This is a genomic window from Trujillonella humicola (assembly GCF_046233715.1).
Taxonomy (GTDB): Bacteria; Actinomycetota; Actinomycetes; order Mycobacteriales; family Geodermatophilaceae; genus Trujillonella; species Trujillonella humicola.
On sequence record NZ_JBJNRJ010000016.1, the window covers coordinates 1 to 16,100 of the forward strand.

The window sequence follows — 16,100 nt, forward strand, 5'->3', positions numbered from 1 at the left end:
ACAGTGCCGCCGGGAACCTGTCACCAATCACCTACGAGACGACCGCGCTCGACCGAGCAGCGGCATAGGGAAGCCCTCCACGATCTCGGGGGAACCACAGTCGAGGCCTTCCGGTCGGGCAGCTTGGTCGCTTCCGATCTTGGAAGGCCTCGACCCCATCCCGGCCTCAACTCACACGCGCGAGTCCCTCACACCCACCGCAGGTACGAAGAGCCCGCATAGCGGGCACGGCTCGCATCGCCGGCGAGGCGTCGGTGGAGATCTCTCTGCATGTCCTGGAGGGACGGATCTGCGAGCTCGAGGTCTTTGCCGGCGGCAGGGTCCTCGTGCCGCTCGCTGATGTGAGCGTCCTGACCGACATCGATGTCGCCTGAGTTGCTGCGAGAACTGGCTCCGAGCGGCCCACTCGCGACTCGGGTCACCGCGTGGGTGACTTCGGCAGTCGCCGGAGTCGAAGCCAGAGGATCGCCACCCCTCCCGCGCCGGAGACGGCACCGGCGACTACCAGTCCTTTGCCACTCGTCCAGTCGGCCAAGACGGACAGCAGACCGACGGCGAGAGCCCACACGATCATGAGCACTGCGGTGAGGACCGCCCAGGTCGTCTGCTTCGTCATCGCGCCAGGATGCGCCGCGCGTCGCCCCGAAAGCAGGCCGGGCGACCGGACTCCCCCGAACGTGCAGGCCACAAGATCGATCTGTCTCATGTGCCGCCCCCCGAGCGAGCGGGCCAAGGGTCCCAGCGCGGCCCACTCGAGGACACCGGTCTGCAGCGGTTGCAGACGCAACAGTGTGCGCAGGTGGGTAGTCCTCGAGCCGGAAGTTGCACATCAGCGCACAGCGTCCCGACTCGGGCGCCCGTGTTCCACAGGCCGCCCTCTGGGACGCCGGCGAGCGAGTGTAGGGCGCCGTCCTTCCGTCGTCCTCGGCGGCGTCGCCGACGGTGCGGCGGTGACCGTCCCGCGGCGGCCGTCGCGCGGCGAGCAAGCGCCCACGCGCCGCTCGGCCGGTGGAGGAGCGTGATCGTTCTTAGACTCCGGGGGTGCAGATCCCCTTCAACTCCTCCGAGCGGGCCAGCCTCGGTGTCGAGTGGGAGCTGATGCTGGTCGACCGGGAGACCCGTGAGCTGACCGCGGGGGCGATCGAGATCCTCGCGGAGCTGACCCCCGAGGGCGAGACCGAACCGGCCAAGGCCAAGCACGAGCTGCTGCAGTCGACCGTCGAGGTGATCACCGGGGTCTGCACGACCGTCGCGGAGGCGAAGGCCGACCTGGCCGGCACCGTCGCGGAGGTCGCGGCCGCCGCCGACCGCCGCGGGCTGGACCTGATGTGCGCGGGCACCCACCCGTTCACCGACTGGCAGACCCAGCGCATCTCGCCGAAGGAGCGCTACCTCGAGCTGGTCGAGAAGATGCAGTGGCTGGCCCGCCGGCTGCAGATCTTCGGCGTCCACGTGCACGTGGGGGTGCGCGCGCCGGAGAAGGCCGTGCCGATCGTCAACGCGCTCACCCAGTACGTGCCGCACTTCCTGGCGCTGTCGGCGTCCTCGCCGTACTGGGTCGGCGCCGACACCGGGCTGGCCTCGGCGCGCAGCAAGGTCTTCGAGTCGATGCCGACGGCGGGCCTGCCGTATCAGCTCTCCGGCTGGCCGCAGTTCGAGAGCTACATGGAGACGCTGATCTCCACCCACGCGATCGAGACCGTCCGCGAGGTGTGGTGGGACATCCGCCCGCACCCGGACTTCGGCACCGTCGAGCTGAGGATCTGCGACGGCCTGCCCACCCTCGACGAGGTCGGCGTCGTCGCCGCCTTCTCCCAGTGCCTGGTCGAGCAGTTCGACACCCAGCTCGATCGGGGCTACACGCTGCCGACACCGCCGGACTGGGTGCTGCGGGAGAACAAGTGGCGGGCGGCCCGCTACGGGCTGGACGCCGACATCGTGGTGGACGAGAAGGGCACGGTCCGGCCGGTGCGCCAGGCGCTGCTCGACCTCGCCGAGGACCTCGCGCCCACCGCCCGCCGGCTGGGCTGCGCCGACGAGCTGGCCGACATCGAGCGGGTGCTCGCCGCCGGTGCGTCCTACCAGCGGCAGCGGGCCGTCGCCGCCGCGCACGACGGCGACCTGCGGGCGGTGGTGGACGCGCTGGTGGCCGAGCTGCGCGACGGCCTCGGCGCCACGCCGTCCGGCACCGCCCGGCCGGCCGGCGGTCCGTCGCCCGCGCCGGGGTCGGCGGCATGACGTCGGTCGTCGACGATCTCGGGGCGGCGGTCGACCGGTGGACCAGCGACCGCGAGCACCGGCTGGTCGCCGTCCGCCGGCACCTGCACGCCCACCCGGAGCTGGCCTACGCGGAGTTCGAGACCACCTCCTTCCTCGAGCAGAAGCTGCGCGACGCCGGGTTGACGCCCAAGCGGCTGCCCAGCGGCACGGGCCTGGTCGTCGAGGTCGGCTCGGGGGAGGGCCCTGTCGTGGTCCTCCGCGGGGACATCGACGCCCTGCCCATCCCCGACCTCAAGGACGTCCCCTACGCCTCGACCCGCGAGGGCATGTGCCACGCGTGTGGGCACGACGTGCACACGACCGCCGTCCTCGGGGTCGCGCTGGCCCTCGCCTCGCTCGACGGGCTGCCCGGCACCGTCCGCTGCGTCTTCCAGCCGGCCGAGGAGACGGTGCCCGGCGGGGCGACCGGGGTGGTGGCCGCCGGCGTCCTCGACGGCGCGTCCCGCGCCTTCGCGCTCCACTGCGACCCGTCACTCCCGGCCGGCTCCGTGGGCCTGCGGACGGGGGCGATCACCGCCGCCTGCGACCGGATGGACGTCGTCCTCACCGGCCCCGGCGGGCACACCGCCCGGCCGCAGATGACCGTCGACCTCGTCGACGCCCTCGGCCGGCTGATCACCGACCTGCCCGGCCTGCTCTCCCGCCAGGTCGACCCGCGGGCGGGCATGTCGGTGGTGTGGGGCGCGGTCCGCGCCGGGAAGGCCGCGAACGCCATCCCCCAGCGCGGCCAGCTGAGCGGCACCGTCCGGGTGCTGGACCGCGAGGCGTGGCAGTCCGCCGAGGAGCTGCTGCGCGGCCTGGTCGAGCGGGTCGCCGCCACCACGGGCGCGAGCGTGGAGGTCGACTACGTGCGCGGCGTGCCACCGGTGGTCAACGACCCGCGGGCCGTCGCGCTGCTGCGCTCGGCGGCGATCGAGACCGTGGGTGCCGACGGCGTCCGGCTGTCGCCGCAGAGCATGGGCGGGGAGGACTTCGGCTGGTTCGCCGACGTCCTGCCGATCGCGCTCGCCCGGCTGGGCACCCACGGCGGCGGGCCCCCGCTGGACCTGCACCGCGGCACGTTCGACGTCGACGAGCAGGCCATCGGGGTGGCCGTGCGGCTGCTGGCCCGCACCGCGCTGCACGCCCTCGTCGCCGACCGCGGGACCCCCTCGGAGGGCCGCTCCCCGGCACCCGGCCGCCCGGCGCCACGGGAGCGCCGGTAGAACGGTCCCAGCGCGCACCGCCTCTCCGGAGGCCCGGAAGCACCGGAGCCCATCGATGAGTTCCCCCGCACAGCCGGCCCCGGCCGACGCCACACCCGTCGAGGACCACGTCCCGGCCGAGCACGAGGTCCCCGACGACCTCGTGCTGGCCGGCGAGTTCCCCGCCGCGACCCGCGAGCAGTGGCGCGAGCTCGTCGCCGGTGTGCTGCGCAAGGCCGGCCGCGAGGACCTGCCCGAGCGCGCCGAGGACGCCCTGCGCCGCACCGTGGCCACCGGCGTGAGCGTGGCCCCGCTGTACACCGCCGAGGACGCCGGCGACCTGCCCACCGCGGTCGGCGTCCCCGGCATCCCGCCGTTCGTGCGGGGCGCGCGCGCCGGCGCGGCGGGGGAGACCGCCGCCGGCGGCGCCGACAGCGACGTGCCCGGCGGCTGGGACGTGCGCCAGCGGCACGCGGACCCCGACGTGGCAGCCACCCGGGAGGCGATCGCTGCCGACCTGGAGAACGGCGTCTCCTCGCTGTGGCTGGTGGTCGGCGAGGGCGCCGTCCCGGTGGGCTCGCTCGGCGAGGTGCTCGCCGACGTCTACCTCGACCTGGCGCCGGTCACGGTGCAGGGCGGGACGGCGGCGGCCGAGGCGTTCCTCTCGCTGATCGACAGCCGCGACGACATCGCCCCCGGCGGGTCGCTGGGGCTGGACCCGCTCGGCGTGCAGGCGACGACCGGACAGGAGCAGGACCTGTCGGGCCTCGCCGGCCTCGCCCGCCGGGCGATGGCCCACCCGGGCCTGCGCACCGTGGCCGTCGACGCCACCGTGGTGCACGACGCCGGCGGCGGCGCGGTCGAGGAGCTCGGCTGCTCGCTGGCCGCGGGCGTCGCCTACCTGCGCGCGCTCACCGACGGCGGTCTCTCCGTCGACGAGGCGTTCGGCCAGCTCGACTTCCGATACGCCGCCACCGCGGACCAGTTCACGACCATCGCCGCCCTGCGCGCCGCGCGCCGGCTGTGGGACCGCGTCGGCGAGCTCTCCGGCGCCTCGCCCGCGGCCCGCGCCCAGCGCCAGCACGCGGTCACCTCCTCGGTGATGACCACCCGGCGCGACCCCTGGGTGAACATGCTGCGGACGACGGTCGCCTGCTTCGCCGCGGGCGTGGGCGGGGCCGACGTCGTCACCGTCCAGCCGTTCGACGCCGCCCTCGGCCTGCCCGACGCCTTCTCCCGGCGGATCGCGCGCAACACCCAGAGCCTGCTGGTGGAGGAGGGGTCGCTGGCCCGCGTCCTCGACCCCGCCGGCGGCTCCTGGTACGTCGAGTCGCTCACCGAGGACCTCGCGCAGGCCGCGTGGACGTGGTTCACCGAGATCGAGCGAGCCGGTGGCATCGTCCGGGCGCTGGCCGACGGGCTGGTCCGCGATCGGGTGACCGCGGCCTGGGAGGAGCGCCGGAAGCACCTGGCGACGCGGTCGGACGCGATCACCGGCGTCAGCGAGTTCCCGAACCTCACCGAGAAGCTCCCGCAGCGCAAGCCGACCGCGGAGGTCCTCCCGGCCACCGGCGCCGGCCTGCCGCGCGTGCGCGCCGCGCAGGAGTTCGAGGAGCTGCGCGACCGCGCCGACGCCGCACCGCAGCGCCCGCGCGTCTACCTCGCCACCCTCGGTCCCGAGGCCCGGCACACCGCCCGCGCCTCCTTCGCCGCGAACCTCTTCCAGGCCGGCGGCCTGGAGACCCCCGCCGCCGACGGCGCCTCCGGCCTCGCCGACGCCGGGACGACGGTGGCCTGCATCTGCGGCACCGACAAGGACTACGCCGGGTCGGCCGCGGCGCTCGCCGCCGAGCTGCGGGCCGCCGGCGCCACCGCGGTGTGGCTGGCGGGCAAGCCGTCCCTGGCGGTGGACGGCGTCGACGGGTACGTGTACGCCGGATGCGACGCGCTGCAGGCGCTGCGCACCGCCCACGAGCAGCTGGGAGTCCCGGATGGTCGCCAGAATGGCCATTCCGGCGACTCGGACGGGCAGGAGTGACGGCATGACCACCATCCCCGACTTCGGGTCCGCCGAGCTGGGCCGCCCCGCGGCCAGTGGTTCGGGCGGGGCATCGCCGGACGACTGGGCCAAGCGCTACGAGGAGGCCACCGGCCGCAGCGTCGCCGAGGCCACCTGGCACACGCCCGAGGGCATCGACGTCCCGCCGCTGTTCACCCCCGCCGACCTGGCCGGCGTCGACTTCCTGGACACCTACCCGGGGCTGCCGCCGTTCCTGCGCGGGCCCTACCCGACCATGTACACGACGCAGCCGTGGACGGTCCGCCAGTACGCGGGCTTCTCGACCGCCGCGGCGTCCAACGCCTTCTACCGGCGCAACCTCGCCGCCGGGCAGAAGGGGCTGTCGGTGGCCTTCGACCTGGCCACGCACCGCGGCTACGACTCCGACCACCCGCGGGTGAAGGGCGACGTCGGCATGGCCGGCGTGGCGATCGACTCGATCCTGGACATGCGGCAGCTGTTCGACGGCATCCCGCTGGACCGGATGAGCGTCTCGATGACCATGAACGGCGCGGTGCTGCCGGTGCTGGCGCTCTACGTCGTCGCCGCCGAGGAGCAGGGGGTGGCCCCCGAGCAGCTCGCCGGGACCATCCAGAACGACATCCTCAAGGAGTTCATGGTCCGCAACACCTACATCTACCCGCCCGGGCCCTCGCTGCAGATCATCAGCGACATCTTCGCCTTCACCGCGCAGAAGATGCCGCGCTTCAACTCCATCTCGATCTCCGGCTACCACATCCAGGAGGCCGGGGCGACCGCCGACCTGGAGCTGGCCTACACGCTGGCCGACGGCGTCGAGTACCTGAAGGCGGGCCGGTCCGCCGGGATGGACGTCGACACGTTCGCCCCGCGGCTGAGCTTCTTCTGGGCGATCGGCATGAACTTCTTCATGGAGGTCGCCAAGATGCGGGCCGGGCGCCTGCTGTGGGCCAAGCTCGTGAAGGAGGCCGGCGGCACCTCGCCCAAGTCGCAGTCGCTGCGCACCCACTCGCAGACCTCGGGCTGGTCGCTGACCGCGCAGGACGTCTACAACAACGTCGTCCGCACCTGCCTGGAGGCGATGGCCGCCACCCAGGGCCACACCCAGTCGCTGCACACCAACGCCCTGGACGAGGCGCTGGCCCTGCCCACCGACTTCTCCGCCCGGATCGCCCGCAACACCCAGCTGCTGCTGCAGCAGGAGTCGGGCACCACCCGGGTCGCCGACCCGTGGGGCGGCTCGGCGTACGTGGAGAAGCTGACCTACGACCTGGCCCGCCGGGCGTGGGCGCACATCCAGGAGGTCGCCGAGCACGGCGGCATGGCCCGCGCGATCGACGACGGCATCCCGAAGATGCGCATCGAGGAGGCCGCGGCCCGCACCCAGGCCCGGATCGACTCCGGCCGCCAGCCGGTCATCGGCGTGAACAAGTACCGGGTGGACGCCGACGAGGCCATCGAGGTCCTCCGCGTCGACAACGCCCAGGTGCTGGCCGAGCAGACCGCCAAGCTGGAACGGCTGCGGGCCGAGCGCGACGAGGCGGCCGCCCGCGAGGCGCTGTCCCGGCTGACCGACGCCGCCCGCGCCGCCGCCGAGGGCCGCCGCGGCAACGACCTGGACGCCAACCTGCTGAAGCTGTCGATCGACGCCGCCCGCGCCAAGGCCACGGTGGGGGAGATCTCCGATGCGCTGGAGGCCGTCTACGGGCGGCACCAGGCGCAGATCCGCACCATCTCCGGTGTGTACCGCGACGAGGCAGGAGCGTCCGGGCCCGTGGAGGAGACGCGCGCGCTGGCCGAGGCGTTCGAGGAGGCCGAGGGCCGCCGTCCGCGGATCCTCGTGGCCAAGATGGGTCAGGACGGCCACGACCGCGGCCAGAAGGTCATCGCGACCGCGTTCGCCGACCTCGGCTTCGACGTCGACGTGGGCCCGCTGTTCTCCACGCCGGAGGAGGTCGCCCGGCAGGCGGTGGAGGCCGACGTGCACGTCGTCGGCGTCTCGTCGCTGGCCGCCGGCCACCTCACGCTCGTGCCCGCGCTCAAGGAGGCGCTGGCCGAGCTCGGCGCCGACGACGTCGTCATCGTGGTCGGCGGGGTCATCCCGCCCGACGACGTGCCGACGCTCAAGGAGATGGGCGCCGCCGAGGTCTTCCTGCCCGGCACGGTCATCGCCGAGGCCGCGCAGGGGCTGCTGCGAACGCTGTCCGCGCGCCTCGGTCACTGATGGGCGCTGTCGACGTCGCGGCGCTCGTCGACGGGGTCCTGGCCGGCGACCGGCGGTCGATGGCGCGCGCCATCACCCTCGTCGAGTCCCGGCGGGCCGACCACCGCGAGCGCGCGCAGGAGCTGCTGGTCGAGCTGCTGCCGCACGCCGGTGGCGCCCGGCGGGTGGGCATCAGCGGGGTCCCCGGCGTCGGCAAGTCCACGTTCATCGACCAGCTGGGCTCCACCCTCACCGGCGCCGGCTCGAAGGTGGCGGTGCTCGCCGTCGACCCCTCCTCGGCGCGCTCCGGGGGGTCGATCCTGGGGGACAAGACGCGGATGCAGCGGCTGTCGGTCGACCCGCGCGCCTTCGTGCGGCCCTCGCCCACCGCGGGCACCCTCGGCGGGGTGGCCCAGGCGACCCGGGAGTCGATGGTGGTGGTCGAGGCCGCCGGCCACGACGTCGTCCTGGTCGAGACCGTGGGCGTCGGGCAGTCGGAGGTCACCGTCGCCGAGATGGTCGACTCCTTCCTCTTCCTGACGCTGGCCCGCACCGGCGACCAGCTGCAGGGCATCAAGCGCGGCATCCTCGAGATCGCCGACGTGATCGCGGTGAACAAGGCCGACGGGCCCGGCGCCGCCGACGCCCGCAAGGCTGCCCGCGAGCTGGCCGGCGCCATCCGCATGCTGCGCGGCCACGGCGAGGACTGGGACGTGCCGGTCATGACCTGCGCGGGGCTGACCGGCGAGGGCCTCGACGAGGTCTGGGCCAAGCTGGTCGAGCACCAGGACCGGGCGAGGGCCTCGGGCGCCTTGGACGAGCGCCGGCGCACCCAGCAGGTGCGCTGGACCTGGCAGCTGGTGCGCAGCGGCCTGGAGCACCGGCTGCGGGCGCACCCCGGCGTGCGGTCGCGCGGGCCGGAGCTCGAGCGGGCCGTGCTGGCCGGCGAGGTCACACCGGCCGGTGCCGCGCAGGAGCTGCTGGAGCTGTTCCTGCACGGCCCGGACGAGGCGCGGAGCACCCCCGACGGTGCCGCCGGGAAGGGGCCGGGCAGCCCGTGACCGGCAGCACGCGCACCGCCGTCCCCGCCGCGCCCGGCCCGGCGCCGGACCGGGACGCCCGGCGCCGGTGGGCCCTGCTCGCCGCCGCGGTGAGCGGGACGCTGGCGGCCACCTACCTCGCGCTGGCCGGCACGTCGGTGGGCCGCAAGGTCGCCGCCGACGACCTGTGGTTCTTCCAGGTCGAGTCCCTCACCCGCACGCAGCTGGGCGGGCGGCCCGCCCTCGTCCTGGCCGGGCTGGCCCTGGCCGTCTTCGCCGGCGCCTGGCTGCTGCTCGGCCTCGCGGTGCGGCTGGGGGCGGGCACCCGGGCCGTGGCCGTCGTCGCCACGCTGTGGTCGGTGCCCCTGGCGATCGGCATCCCGCTGTTCAGCCCGGACGTCTACCACTACGCGGCCGTGGGCGCGAGCATGCAGAACGGCGTCCACCCGTTCACCGAGGGGCCCGACGCCGCGGGAGACCTGCCCGGCATCCGCGGCGGGGAGCCCATCTGGCTGGAGCAGCCCTCGCCGTACAGCCCCTTGTTCGTCCGCCTGCTCGGCCTGCTGGGGTGGCTGTTCGACGAGGACGTGCGGCTGATGGTCGTCGCCCTGCGGGTCCTCACCGTGCTGGCGATCGTCGCCTCCGCCGTCTGCGTGCTCGGCATCGCCCGGCGCTGCGGCCTGGACCCGGCCGGTTCGCTCTGGCTCGTCGTCGCCAACCCGGTGCTCCTGCTGCACGGGGTCTCCGGCAGCCACAACGACGCGATCATGCTCGCGTTCGTGCTGGCCGGGGCGTGGGCCGCGTTCGCCCACCGCCCGTACCTGGCGGTCACCCTGTGCGCGGTGGGGGCGGGGGTGAAGATCATGGCGCTCGCCGTCGTCGCCGTGATCGCCGTCGACGCGGCCTGGCGGCTGACCGGGACCGCCCGGCGGGTCCGGCGGCTGGCGCAGGTCGGCGGGACGGGGCTGGGCGTGTTCCTGATCGCGGTCACCGCCTGCGGCTACGGGCTGACCTGGGTGGGCAACGTCTCGGTCCCGGGCCTGGCCCAGGAGCCGCTGTCCCCGCCCACGGCCCTGGCCTACCTGTTCAGCACCGACGACCCGCCGGTCGGCCCGATCCGCGCCGTGGCGCTCGGCATCGGCGCGCTGGTCTGCCTCTGGCTGCTGACCCGCGTGCCCGAGTGGGGGATCCTGCGCGCGACCGGGTGGATCTTCGTGACCGTCGTCGTGTCCGGCAGCGTGGTCTGGCCGTGGTACCTGTCCTGGCCCCTGGCGTTCCTGGCCCTGACCGGGGTGGCCCTCGAGCGCCGGATCGTCGTCGTGGCGTCCGTCGCCGCGGTGTTCCTCGCCCTCCCCGGCGGCCAGGGCACGCTGCCGCTGCTCGGCCGGCCGCTCGCCGACGCCGTCGTCGTGGCCGGCGTCCTCGCGGCCCTCGGCGCCGCGTGGTGGCACCGGCGCCGCCGCCGGCCGCCGGTGCCCGCCCGGGCCGCCCCCTGACCGCACAGGGGTGCCGCAGCGGGGACAATGGCCCCGGCACGTCCGCGAGCACAGGAGCACAGCCATGACCCGCATCGTCATCATCGGCGGCGGTCCCGCCGGCTACGAGGCCGCGCTGGTCGGCGCCTCCCTCGGTGCCTCGGTCACCGTGGTCGAGCGCGACGGGGTCGGGGGTGCCAGCGTGCTGACCGACTGCGTCCCCTCCAAGGCGTTCATCGCCTCGGCCGGGGCGATGACCGGCGTCCGCGACTCCGCGGCGCTGGGGGTGCAGGGCGCCGACCTGCGCACCGCGGGCATGGACCTGGCGGCGGTCAACCACCGGGTCAAGGGGCTGGCGGTGGCGCAGTCGGCCGACATCCACGCCCGGCTGACCGCCGAGGGCGTGCGCATCCTCGCCGGTCAGGGGCGGCTGGCCGACGACGTCCGCGGGCTGGTCGAGCACCGGGTCGAGGTGCTCGACCGCTCCGGCGCGGTCACCGAGCGGATCGAGTGCGACGTCGTCCTCATCGCCACCGGGGCCGACCCGCGCGTGCTGCCCGGCGCCGAGCCCGACCACCAGCGCATCCTCGACTGGCGCGACGTGTACGACCTCGAGGACATGCCCGACCACCTGGTCGTCGTCGGGTCCGGCGTCACCGGCGCCGAGTTCGCCTCCGGCTACCTGGAGGCCGGCGTCCCGGTCACGCTGGTCTCCTCCCGCGACCGCGTGCTGCCCGGGGAGGACGCCGACGCCGCCGAGGTGCTCGAGCAGGTCTTCCAGTCCCGCGGCGGGAAGATCACCCAGCGGGGCCGCGCGGCGACCGTCGAGCGCACCGAGAAGGGCGTGCTGGTCACGCTCACCGACGGGCGCACCGTCGAGGGCTCGCACGCGCTGATGACCGTGGGAACCGTCCCCAACACCGGCGGGCTGAACCTCGAGCAGTGCGGCGTGGCCGTCAGCGAGAGCGGCCACGTGGTCGTGGACCGGGTCTCGCGCACCTCGGTGCCCGGCATCTACGCCGCCGGTGACGTCACCGGGGTCTTCCAGCTGGCCAGCGTCGCGGCGATGCAGGGCCGGATCGCCATGTGGCACGCGCTGGGCGAGGCGGTGCAGCCGATCCGGCTCAAGACCGTCGCGGCCAACGTCTTCACCCACCCGGAGATCGCCACCGTCGGGGTGCAGGAGGGGGCGTTCCCGGAGGGCATGCCGCTGGACACCGTCCGGCTGCCGCTGGCCACCAACGCCCGGGCCAAGATGGCCGACATGCGCGACGGCTTCGTGAAGCTGTTCGCCCGCCGGGCCACCGGGGTCGTCGTCGGCGGCGTCGTCGTCTCGCCCGGCGCCTCGGAGCTGGTCCTGCCGATCGCCCTGGCCGTCACCAAGGGACTCACCGTCACCGACCTGGCCCAGACCTTCGCGATCTACCCCTCGCTGTCGGGATCGATCACCGAGGCCGGCCGGCGTCTCATGGGGGCCGACGCCCTGGCGTGATGTCGGCGGGGCGGGTGGTGCGCCGCGCCGGGGACCGGTGGGGCGGGTGCGCCGGCCGCGACGGTGGGAGAGCGCCGGGCGGGTCCGGTGCGGCGGCTGTGACGGGAGTTCGGCTCGACTCCGCCGATCCGGTGCCGACGCGCGCGCGGGCCGCCGATGGAGCAGGGGATGCCTCCTCTGCCCACCGGTCGTCGCGTCCCCCCGCTGCTGCTGGTCGCCGCCGCCGTCCTGGCGCCCTTCGTGCTGCCCGGTGCGGCCTCCGCCGACGACACCGCCGTGGCCGCCGAGACGGTCGTCGGCGAGCTGGTGCAGGCCTGGCCGGAGACGCTCCCGGGTGCCGGGCACGACCACGGGGCCGAGCAGCCGCTGAGCTGGGTGGAGACCGCCGCCGGCGAGGCCGTGCCGGTGTCCACCGAGGACGTCGCCGGGCTGCCCGTCGGGTCCACCGTCGAGCTGACCCTCGAGCCGGGCGCCGGCCCGGCGGGGGAGGCGACCGCGGACGACGCCCGCGCCGTGCTGGCCGGTGAGGTGCGGGAGGCCGCTCCGGTCGCGGCCGCCACCCCCAGCAACGCCGTCACCGTGGTCCGGGTCGTGCCCGCCGGCGGGGTGCCGGACGGCACCGACGTCGCGGCACTGGCCGCGGTGGTCGACGGCCCGGTGTCCCGCTTCTGGGCCGGGCAGACCGGCGACGCCGTCCGCTTCGCCGTGGCGCACGTCCACCCGGACTGGGTGACCACCACCGCCGGCTGCGACGACCCCGCCGGGCTGTGGGCGGAGGCCGCGGCCGCCTCCGGGTTCCGGCCCGGCCCCGGGCGGCACCTCGTCGTGTACGTGAGCAGCCGGCCGGCGCAGCTCGCCGGCTGCTCGGCGGGCCTGGCGCAGGTCGGCACCGGCCCGGGCTCGGGCGGGCGGGTCTACGTGCGCAGCCTCATGCCGTCGCTGATCGCCCACGAGCTGGGGCACAACATGGGCCTGGGGCACTCCTCGGCCCGGCAGTGCGACGGCGCCGTGGAGACCGGGGAGTGCCGCACCGCCGGCTACCGCGACTACTACGACGTCATGGGCGCCTCGTGGGAGCAGCTGGGCTCGCTCAACGCCGCCCAGGCCGACCAGCTCGGCGTCCTGCCGGCCGCGGCGCAGCAGGTGCTGGCCGTCGGTGACCCGGAGACCGCCGTGACCCTCGCGCCGCTGGGCGCGACCGGCGGCACCCGCGCCGTGCGGCTGACCGCCGCGGACGGCGCCGTCTACTGGCTGGAGAACCGGGCGGCGGTCGGCCAGGACGGCTGGCTGTCCGGTGCGGCGAACCGGTTCCGGCTGGACTCCGGCGTGCTCCTGCACCGGGCCGGCGAGCACACCGACACGGCGCTGCTGCTCGACGGCACGCCCAGCGCCGCCGCCGGGTGGGACGGCGACCTGCAGGCGGCGCTGCCCGTCGGCGTCCCGGTCCCGGTCGGCGGCGGGGCGTTCACCGTGACCGTGCAGGGCCCGGGCGCCGACGGGAGCGCGGGGGTCACCGTGCTCGTGCAGCCCGCCGCCCGCCCGGTTCCCGTCCCCCCGGCCGGCACCGGCACGGGCCCGGCCCCCGAGGTGCAGCCGGGCAGCGGGGCGACCGGCGCGGCCCGTCCCGCCGGCGCGCCGGTCGTGCCGGGCGGGCGGGGCGTGCCCGCGGCCCCGCCGGCCGCCGGTGCCGTGGACACCGCGCCGGCGGTCGAGGCCGGTCCGGTGACCGCGGTGGCGGCCCCCGGCGAGGGGCAGGAGCTGGCGGCGCAGACCCGCAGCGCCTCGTCGTCCTGGCTGCTCCCGCTGCTGACCGGCTGCTGCGTGACCGGGGCGGTGCTGGCCGGCGCCCGCGCCCTCCGCCGGCTGCGCGTGCGGCGCGCCTGACCCCGCCCGGCTCCAGTTCGGCCCGCGGGTGGCCGATGAGGGAGGTGGTCCCCCTCGTCCAGGAGTCGTCCGTGCACACTGCTTCCCGGCCGCGGTCCCCGCGGCTGCCGCTCCTCCTCGCCGGCGCGGTCGCCCTGACCGTGCTCGCCGGGCTGCCGGCCCGCGCCGAGGACGGCCCCGCCACCGGGGAAGCCCCCGCCGCCGGGGACACCGTCGTCGGCGAGCTGGTCCAGGCGTGGGCCGAGTACGCCGACGCCGAGGAGGCGGCCGCGCACGCCGACGCGGCGCTGCTCAGCTGGGTGGCCGCGGACGACGGCACGGACGTCCTGGTGGACTCCGCCGGCGTCGGCGAGGTCCCGGTCGGCGCGACGGTCGAGGTCACCCTCGGCGGCGAGCTCCCCGCCGAGCCCGGGGGGCCGCAGACGAGCGAGCCCGTCCACGAGGTGGTCGCGGCCGAGGTCGTGGCGCCGGCGGACCCGGCCCCGGTGCTGCCTGCCTCGGCGCCCTACACCAACGAGGTCACCGTCGTCCTGGCCGCGACCGCCGCGCTGCCGCCGGACGGCACCACGGCCCAGCAGGTGGTGGACGCGGTGAACGGGCCCGTCGCGGCCTTCTGGGAGACCCAGAGCAACGGTGCGGTGCGCATCAACGCCACGGCCGCGCGATCCACCTGGGTCACCGCGAACGTCGCCTGCGACTCGTCCGGAGCGCTGTGGAACGACATCGCCGGCCAGATCGGCTGGACCAGCGGGCCGGGCAAGCACCTCCTGCTGTACGTCCCCCGGTACCCCACCGGGCTGTCCAGCGGGTGCGCCTACGGGCTGGCCCAGGTCCGCCCGGGTCCCGGTGCCGGCGGCGCGCTCTACGTCCGCGGCCTGTCCACCTCGGTGATCGCGCACGAGCTCGGGCACAACTTCGGCCTGGGCCACGCGTCGGCGGTGCAGTGCGACGGCTCCGCCGACGCGGGCCCGTGCCGGACGGTGCCCTACTGGGACCTCTACGACGTCATGGGCGTCTCCTGGCAGAACGTCGGGTCTCTCGGCGCCCCGCACGCGGCCCGGCTGAACGTCCTCCCCTCGTCGGCGCAGCAGGTGGTCCCCGCCACGGGTCCCGGCGGGACCTACACGCTCGCCCCGATGGGCGGCCGCACCGGCCTGCGGGTGCTCGCGCTCGACACCGGGGGCACCCGCTACTGGGTCGAGTACCGCAGCGCCGTCGGGCAGGACGCCTGGCTCGACCCGTCGAGCGGCTCCCCGCTCGACCAGGGCGTGCTCGTCCGGGTCGCCGGTCCCGGACCGGGCGGCGACACGTCCTTGCTGCTCGACGGGACGCCCTCTGCCGCGGCGGCGTGGGACGAGGACGGGCAGACGACGCTCGCGCCCGGGGACCGGCTGTCGCTGGCCGGCGGGCAGGTCGTGATCGAGGTCACCGCAGCCTCGCCCACCGGTGCCACGATCGCGGTGCGGACGGCGGCTGACGCCACGGGCGGCGCGAGCCCCATCACGGTCAAGCACTCGCAGATGGGCGGTGACGGCAGCCGGCTGGGGCCCGCGGTCGGCACCGAGTTCTGCGGTCTGCGCGGCGGCGGGTGCTGGCGCGCGTTCCAGGGCGGCTTCGTGCACTGGTCTCCCGCGACGGGTGCGCAGGTCACGTGGGGTGCGATCCGGGACGTGTGGGGCGCCTACGGCTGGGAGAACGGCCGGCTGGGCTACCCGGTGACGGGGGAGAACTGCGGCCTGCGCGGCGGAGGCTGCTGGCAGGCGTTCCAGGGCGGGTACGTGCACTGGTCTCCCGCCTCGGGTGCGCGGGTGACGTGGGGTGCGATCCGGGACGTGTGGGGCGCCTACGGCTGGGAGAACGGGCGGCTGGGCTACCCGCTGTCGGGGGAGAACTGCGGGCTGCGCGGCGGCGGGTGCTGGCAGGCGTTCCAGGGCGGGTACGTGCACTGGTCTCCTGCCTCGGGTGCGCGGGTGACGTGGGGTGCGATCCGGGACGTGTGGGGCGCCTACGGCTGGGAGGGCGGCCGGCTGGGCTACCCGCTGTCGGGGGAGAACTGCGGGCTGCGCGGCGGTGGCTGCTGGCAGGCGTTCCAGGGTGGGTCGATCCACTGGTCGCCGGCCTCCGGTGCGCGGGTGACGTGGGGGGCGATCCGGGACGTGTGGGGCGCCTACGGCTGGGAGGGCGGCCGGCTGGGCTACCCGCTGTCGGGGGAGAACTGCGGGCTGCGGAGCGGCGGTTGCTACCAGGCGTTCCAGGGCGGATCGGTGCACTGGTCGCCGGCGACGGGCGCCCGCGTGACGTGGGGTGCCATCCGCGACGCGTGGGCGGCACGGGGCTGGGAGAGCGGCCGGCTGGGCTACCCGACTGCCGGTGAGACCTGCAGCCCCACCGGGTGCCGCCAGGACTTCCAGGGCGGGGTCATCTCGTGGAACGCGGTGTCCGGGATCGACGTCCGCTTCCGCTGACCGGCACCGCTCGACGTCGCCCGAGGAAGGACCCGACGT

General features: G+C 75.6%; 10 protein-coding genes. 9 read left to right on the plus strand and 1 reads right to left on the minus strand.

From position 1 onward, the window contains the following. Positions 1–418: 418 nt before the first annotated feature. Positions 419–616: a hypothetical protein gene (locus ACK586_RS10575; RefSeq protein WP_409330438.1), complete on the minus strand. Its 198-nt coding sequence runs from the start codon at positions 614–616 to the stop codon at positions 419–421. 425 nt (positions 617–1,041) lie between these two features. Here ACK586_RS10575 and ACK586_RS10580 point away from each other — a divergent pair, with 425 nt between their 5' ends. From ACK586_RS10580 to ACK586_RS10620, 9 genes are all read left to right on the plus strand, one after another. Next, positions 1,042–2,238, plus strand: coding sequence for a glutamate--cysteine ligase (locus ACK586_RS10580; RefSeq protein WP_409330439.1), 1,197 nt, complete (start codon positions 1,042–1,044; stop codon positions 2,236–2,238). After that, the gene (locus tag ACK586_RS10585) at positions 2,235–3,485 is read left to right on the plus strand and encodes an amidohydrolase (RefSeq protein WP_409330440.1); all 1,251 of its coding nucleotides are present in this window, start codon (positions 2,235–2,237) and stop codon (positions 3,483–3,485) included. Before ACK586_RS10580 ends, ACK586_RS10585 begins: the two co-directional genes overlap by 4 nt. Before the next feature lie 55 nt (positions 3,486–3,540). Continuing rightward, positions 3,541–5,502 carry a methylmalonyl-CoA mutase subunit beta gene (locus ACK586_RS10590; protein ID WP_409330441.1) on the plus strand — a complete coding sequence of 654 codons (1,962 nt, stop codon included), beginning with the start codon at positions 3,541–3,543 and terminating at the stop codon, positions 5,500–5,502. Positions 5,503–5,506: 4 nt separating this feature from the next. Continuing rightward, positions 5,507–7,726 carry a methylmalonyl-CoA mutase gene (gene scpA, locus ACK586_RS10595; RefSeq protein ID WP_409330442.1) on the plus strand — a complete coding sequence of 740 codons (2,220 nt, stop codon included), beginning with the start codon at positions 5,507–5,509 and terminating at the stop codon, positions 7,724–7,726. Then, on the plus strand, positions 7,726–8,766 hold the full coding sequence (gene meaB, locus ACK586_RS10600; RefSeq protein ID WP_409330443.1) for a methylmalonyl Co-A mutase-associated GTPase MeaB: 1,041 nt from the start codon (positions 7,726–7,728) through the stop codon (positions 8,764–8,766). Before scpA ends, meaB begins: the two co-directional genes overlap by 1 nt. After that, a complete protein-coding gene (mptB, locus tag ACK586_RS10605; RefSeq protein ID WP_409330444.1) occupies positions 8,763–10,241 on the plus strand; it encodes a polyprenol phosphomannose-dependent alpha 1,6 mannosyltransferase MptB in 1,479 nt (492 codons plus the stop codon). Before meaB ends, mptB begins: the two co-directional genes overlap by 4 nt. A gap of 64 nt (positions 10,242–10,305) precedes the next feature. After that, the gene (locus ACK586_RS10610; RefSeq protein ID WP_409330445.1) at positions 10,306–11,712 is read left to right on the plus strand and encodes an NAD(P)H-quinone dehydrogenase; all 1,407 of its coding nucleotides are present in this window, start codon (positions 10,306–10,308) and stop codon (positions 11,710–11,712) included. A 168-nt stretch (positions 11,713–11,880) separates the two neighbouring features. After that, positions 11,881–13,596 carry a reprolysin-like metallopeptidase gene (locus tag ACK586_RS10615; RefSeq protein WP_409330446.1) on the plus strand — a complete coding sequence of 572 codons (1,716 nt, stop codon included), beginning with the start codon at positions 11,881–11,883 and terminating at the stop codon, positions 13,594–13,596. 71 nt (positions 13,597–13,667) lie between these two features. Further along, on the plus strand, positions 13,668–16,061 hold the full coding sequence (locus tag ACK586_RS10620) for a hypothetical protein (protein ID WP_409330447.1): 2,394 nt from the start codon (positions 13,668–13,670) through the stop codon (positions 16,059–16,061). The last annotated feature ends 39 nt before the right edge of the window (positions 16,062–16,100 follow it).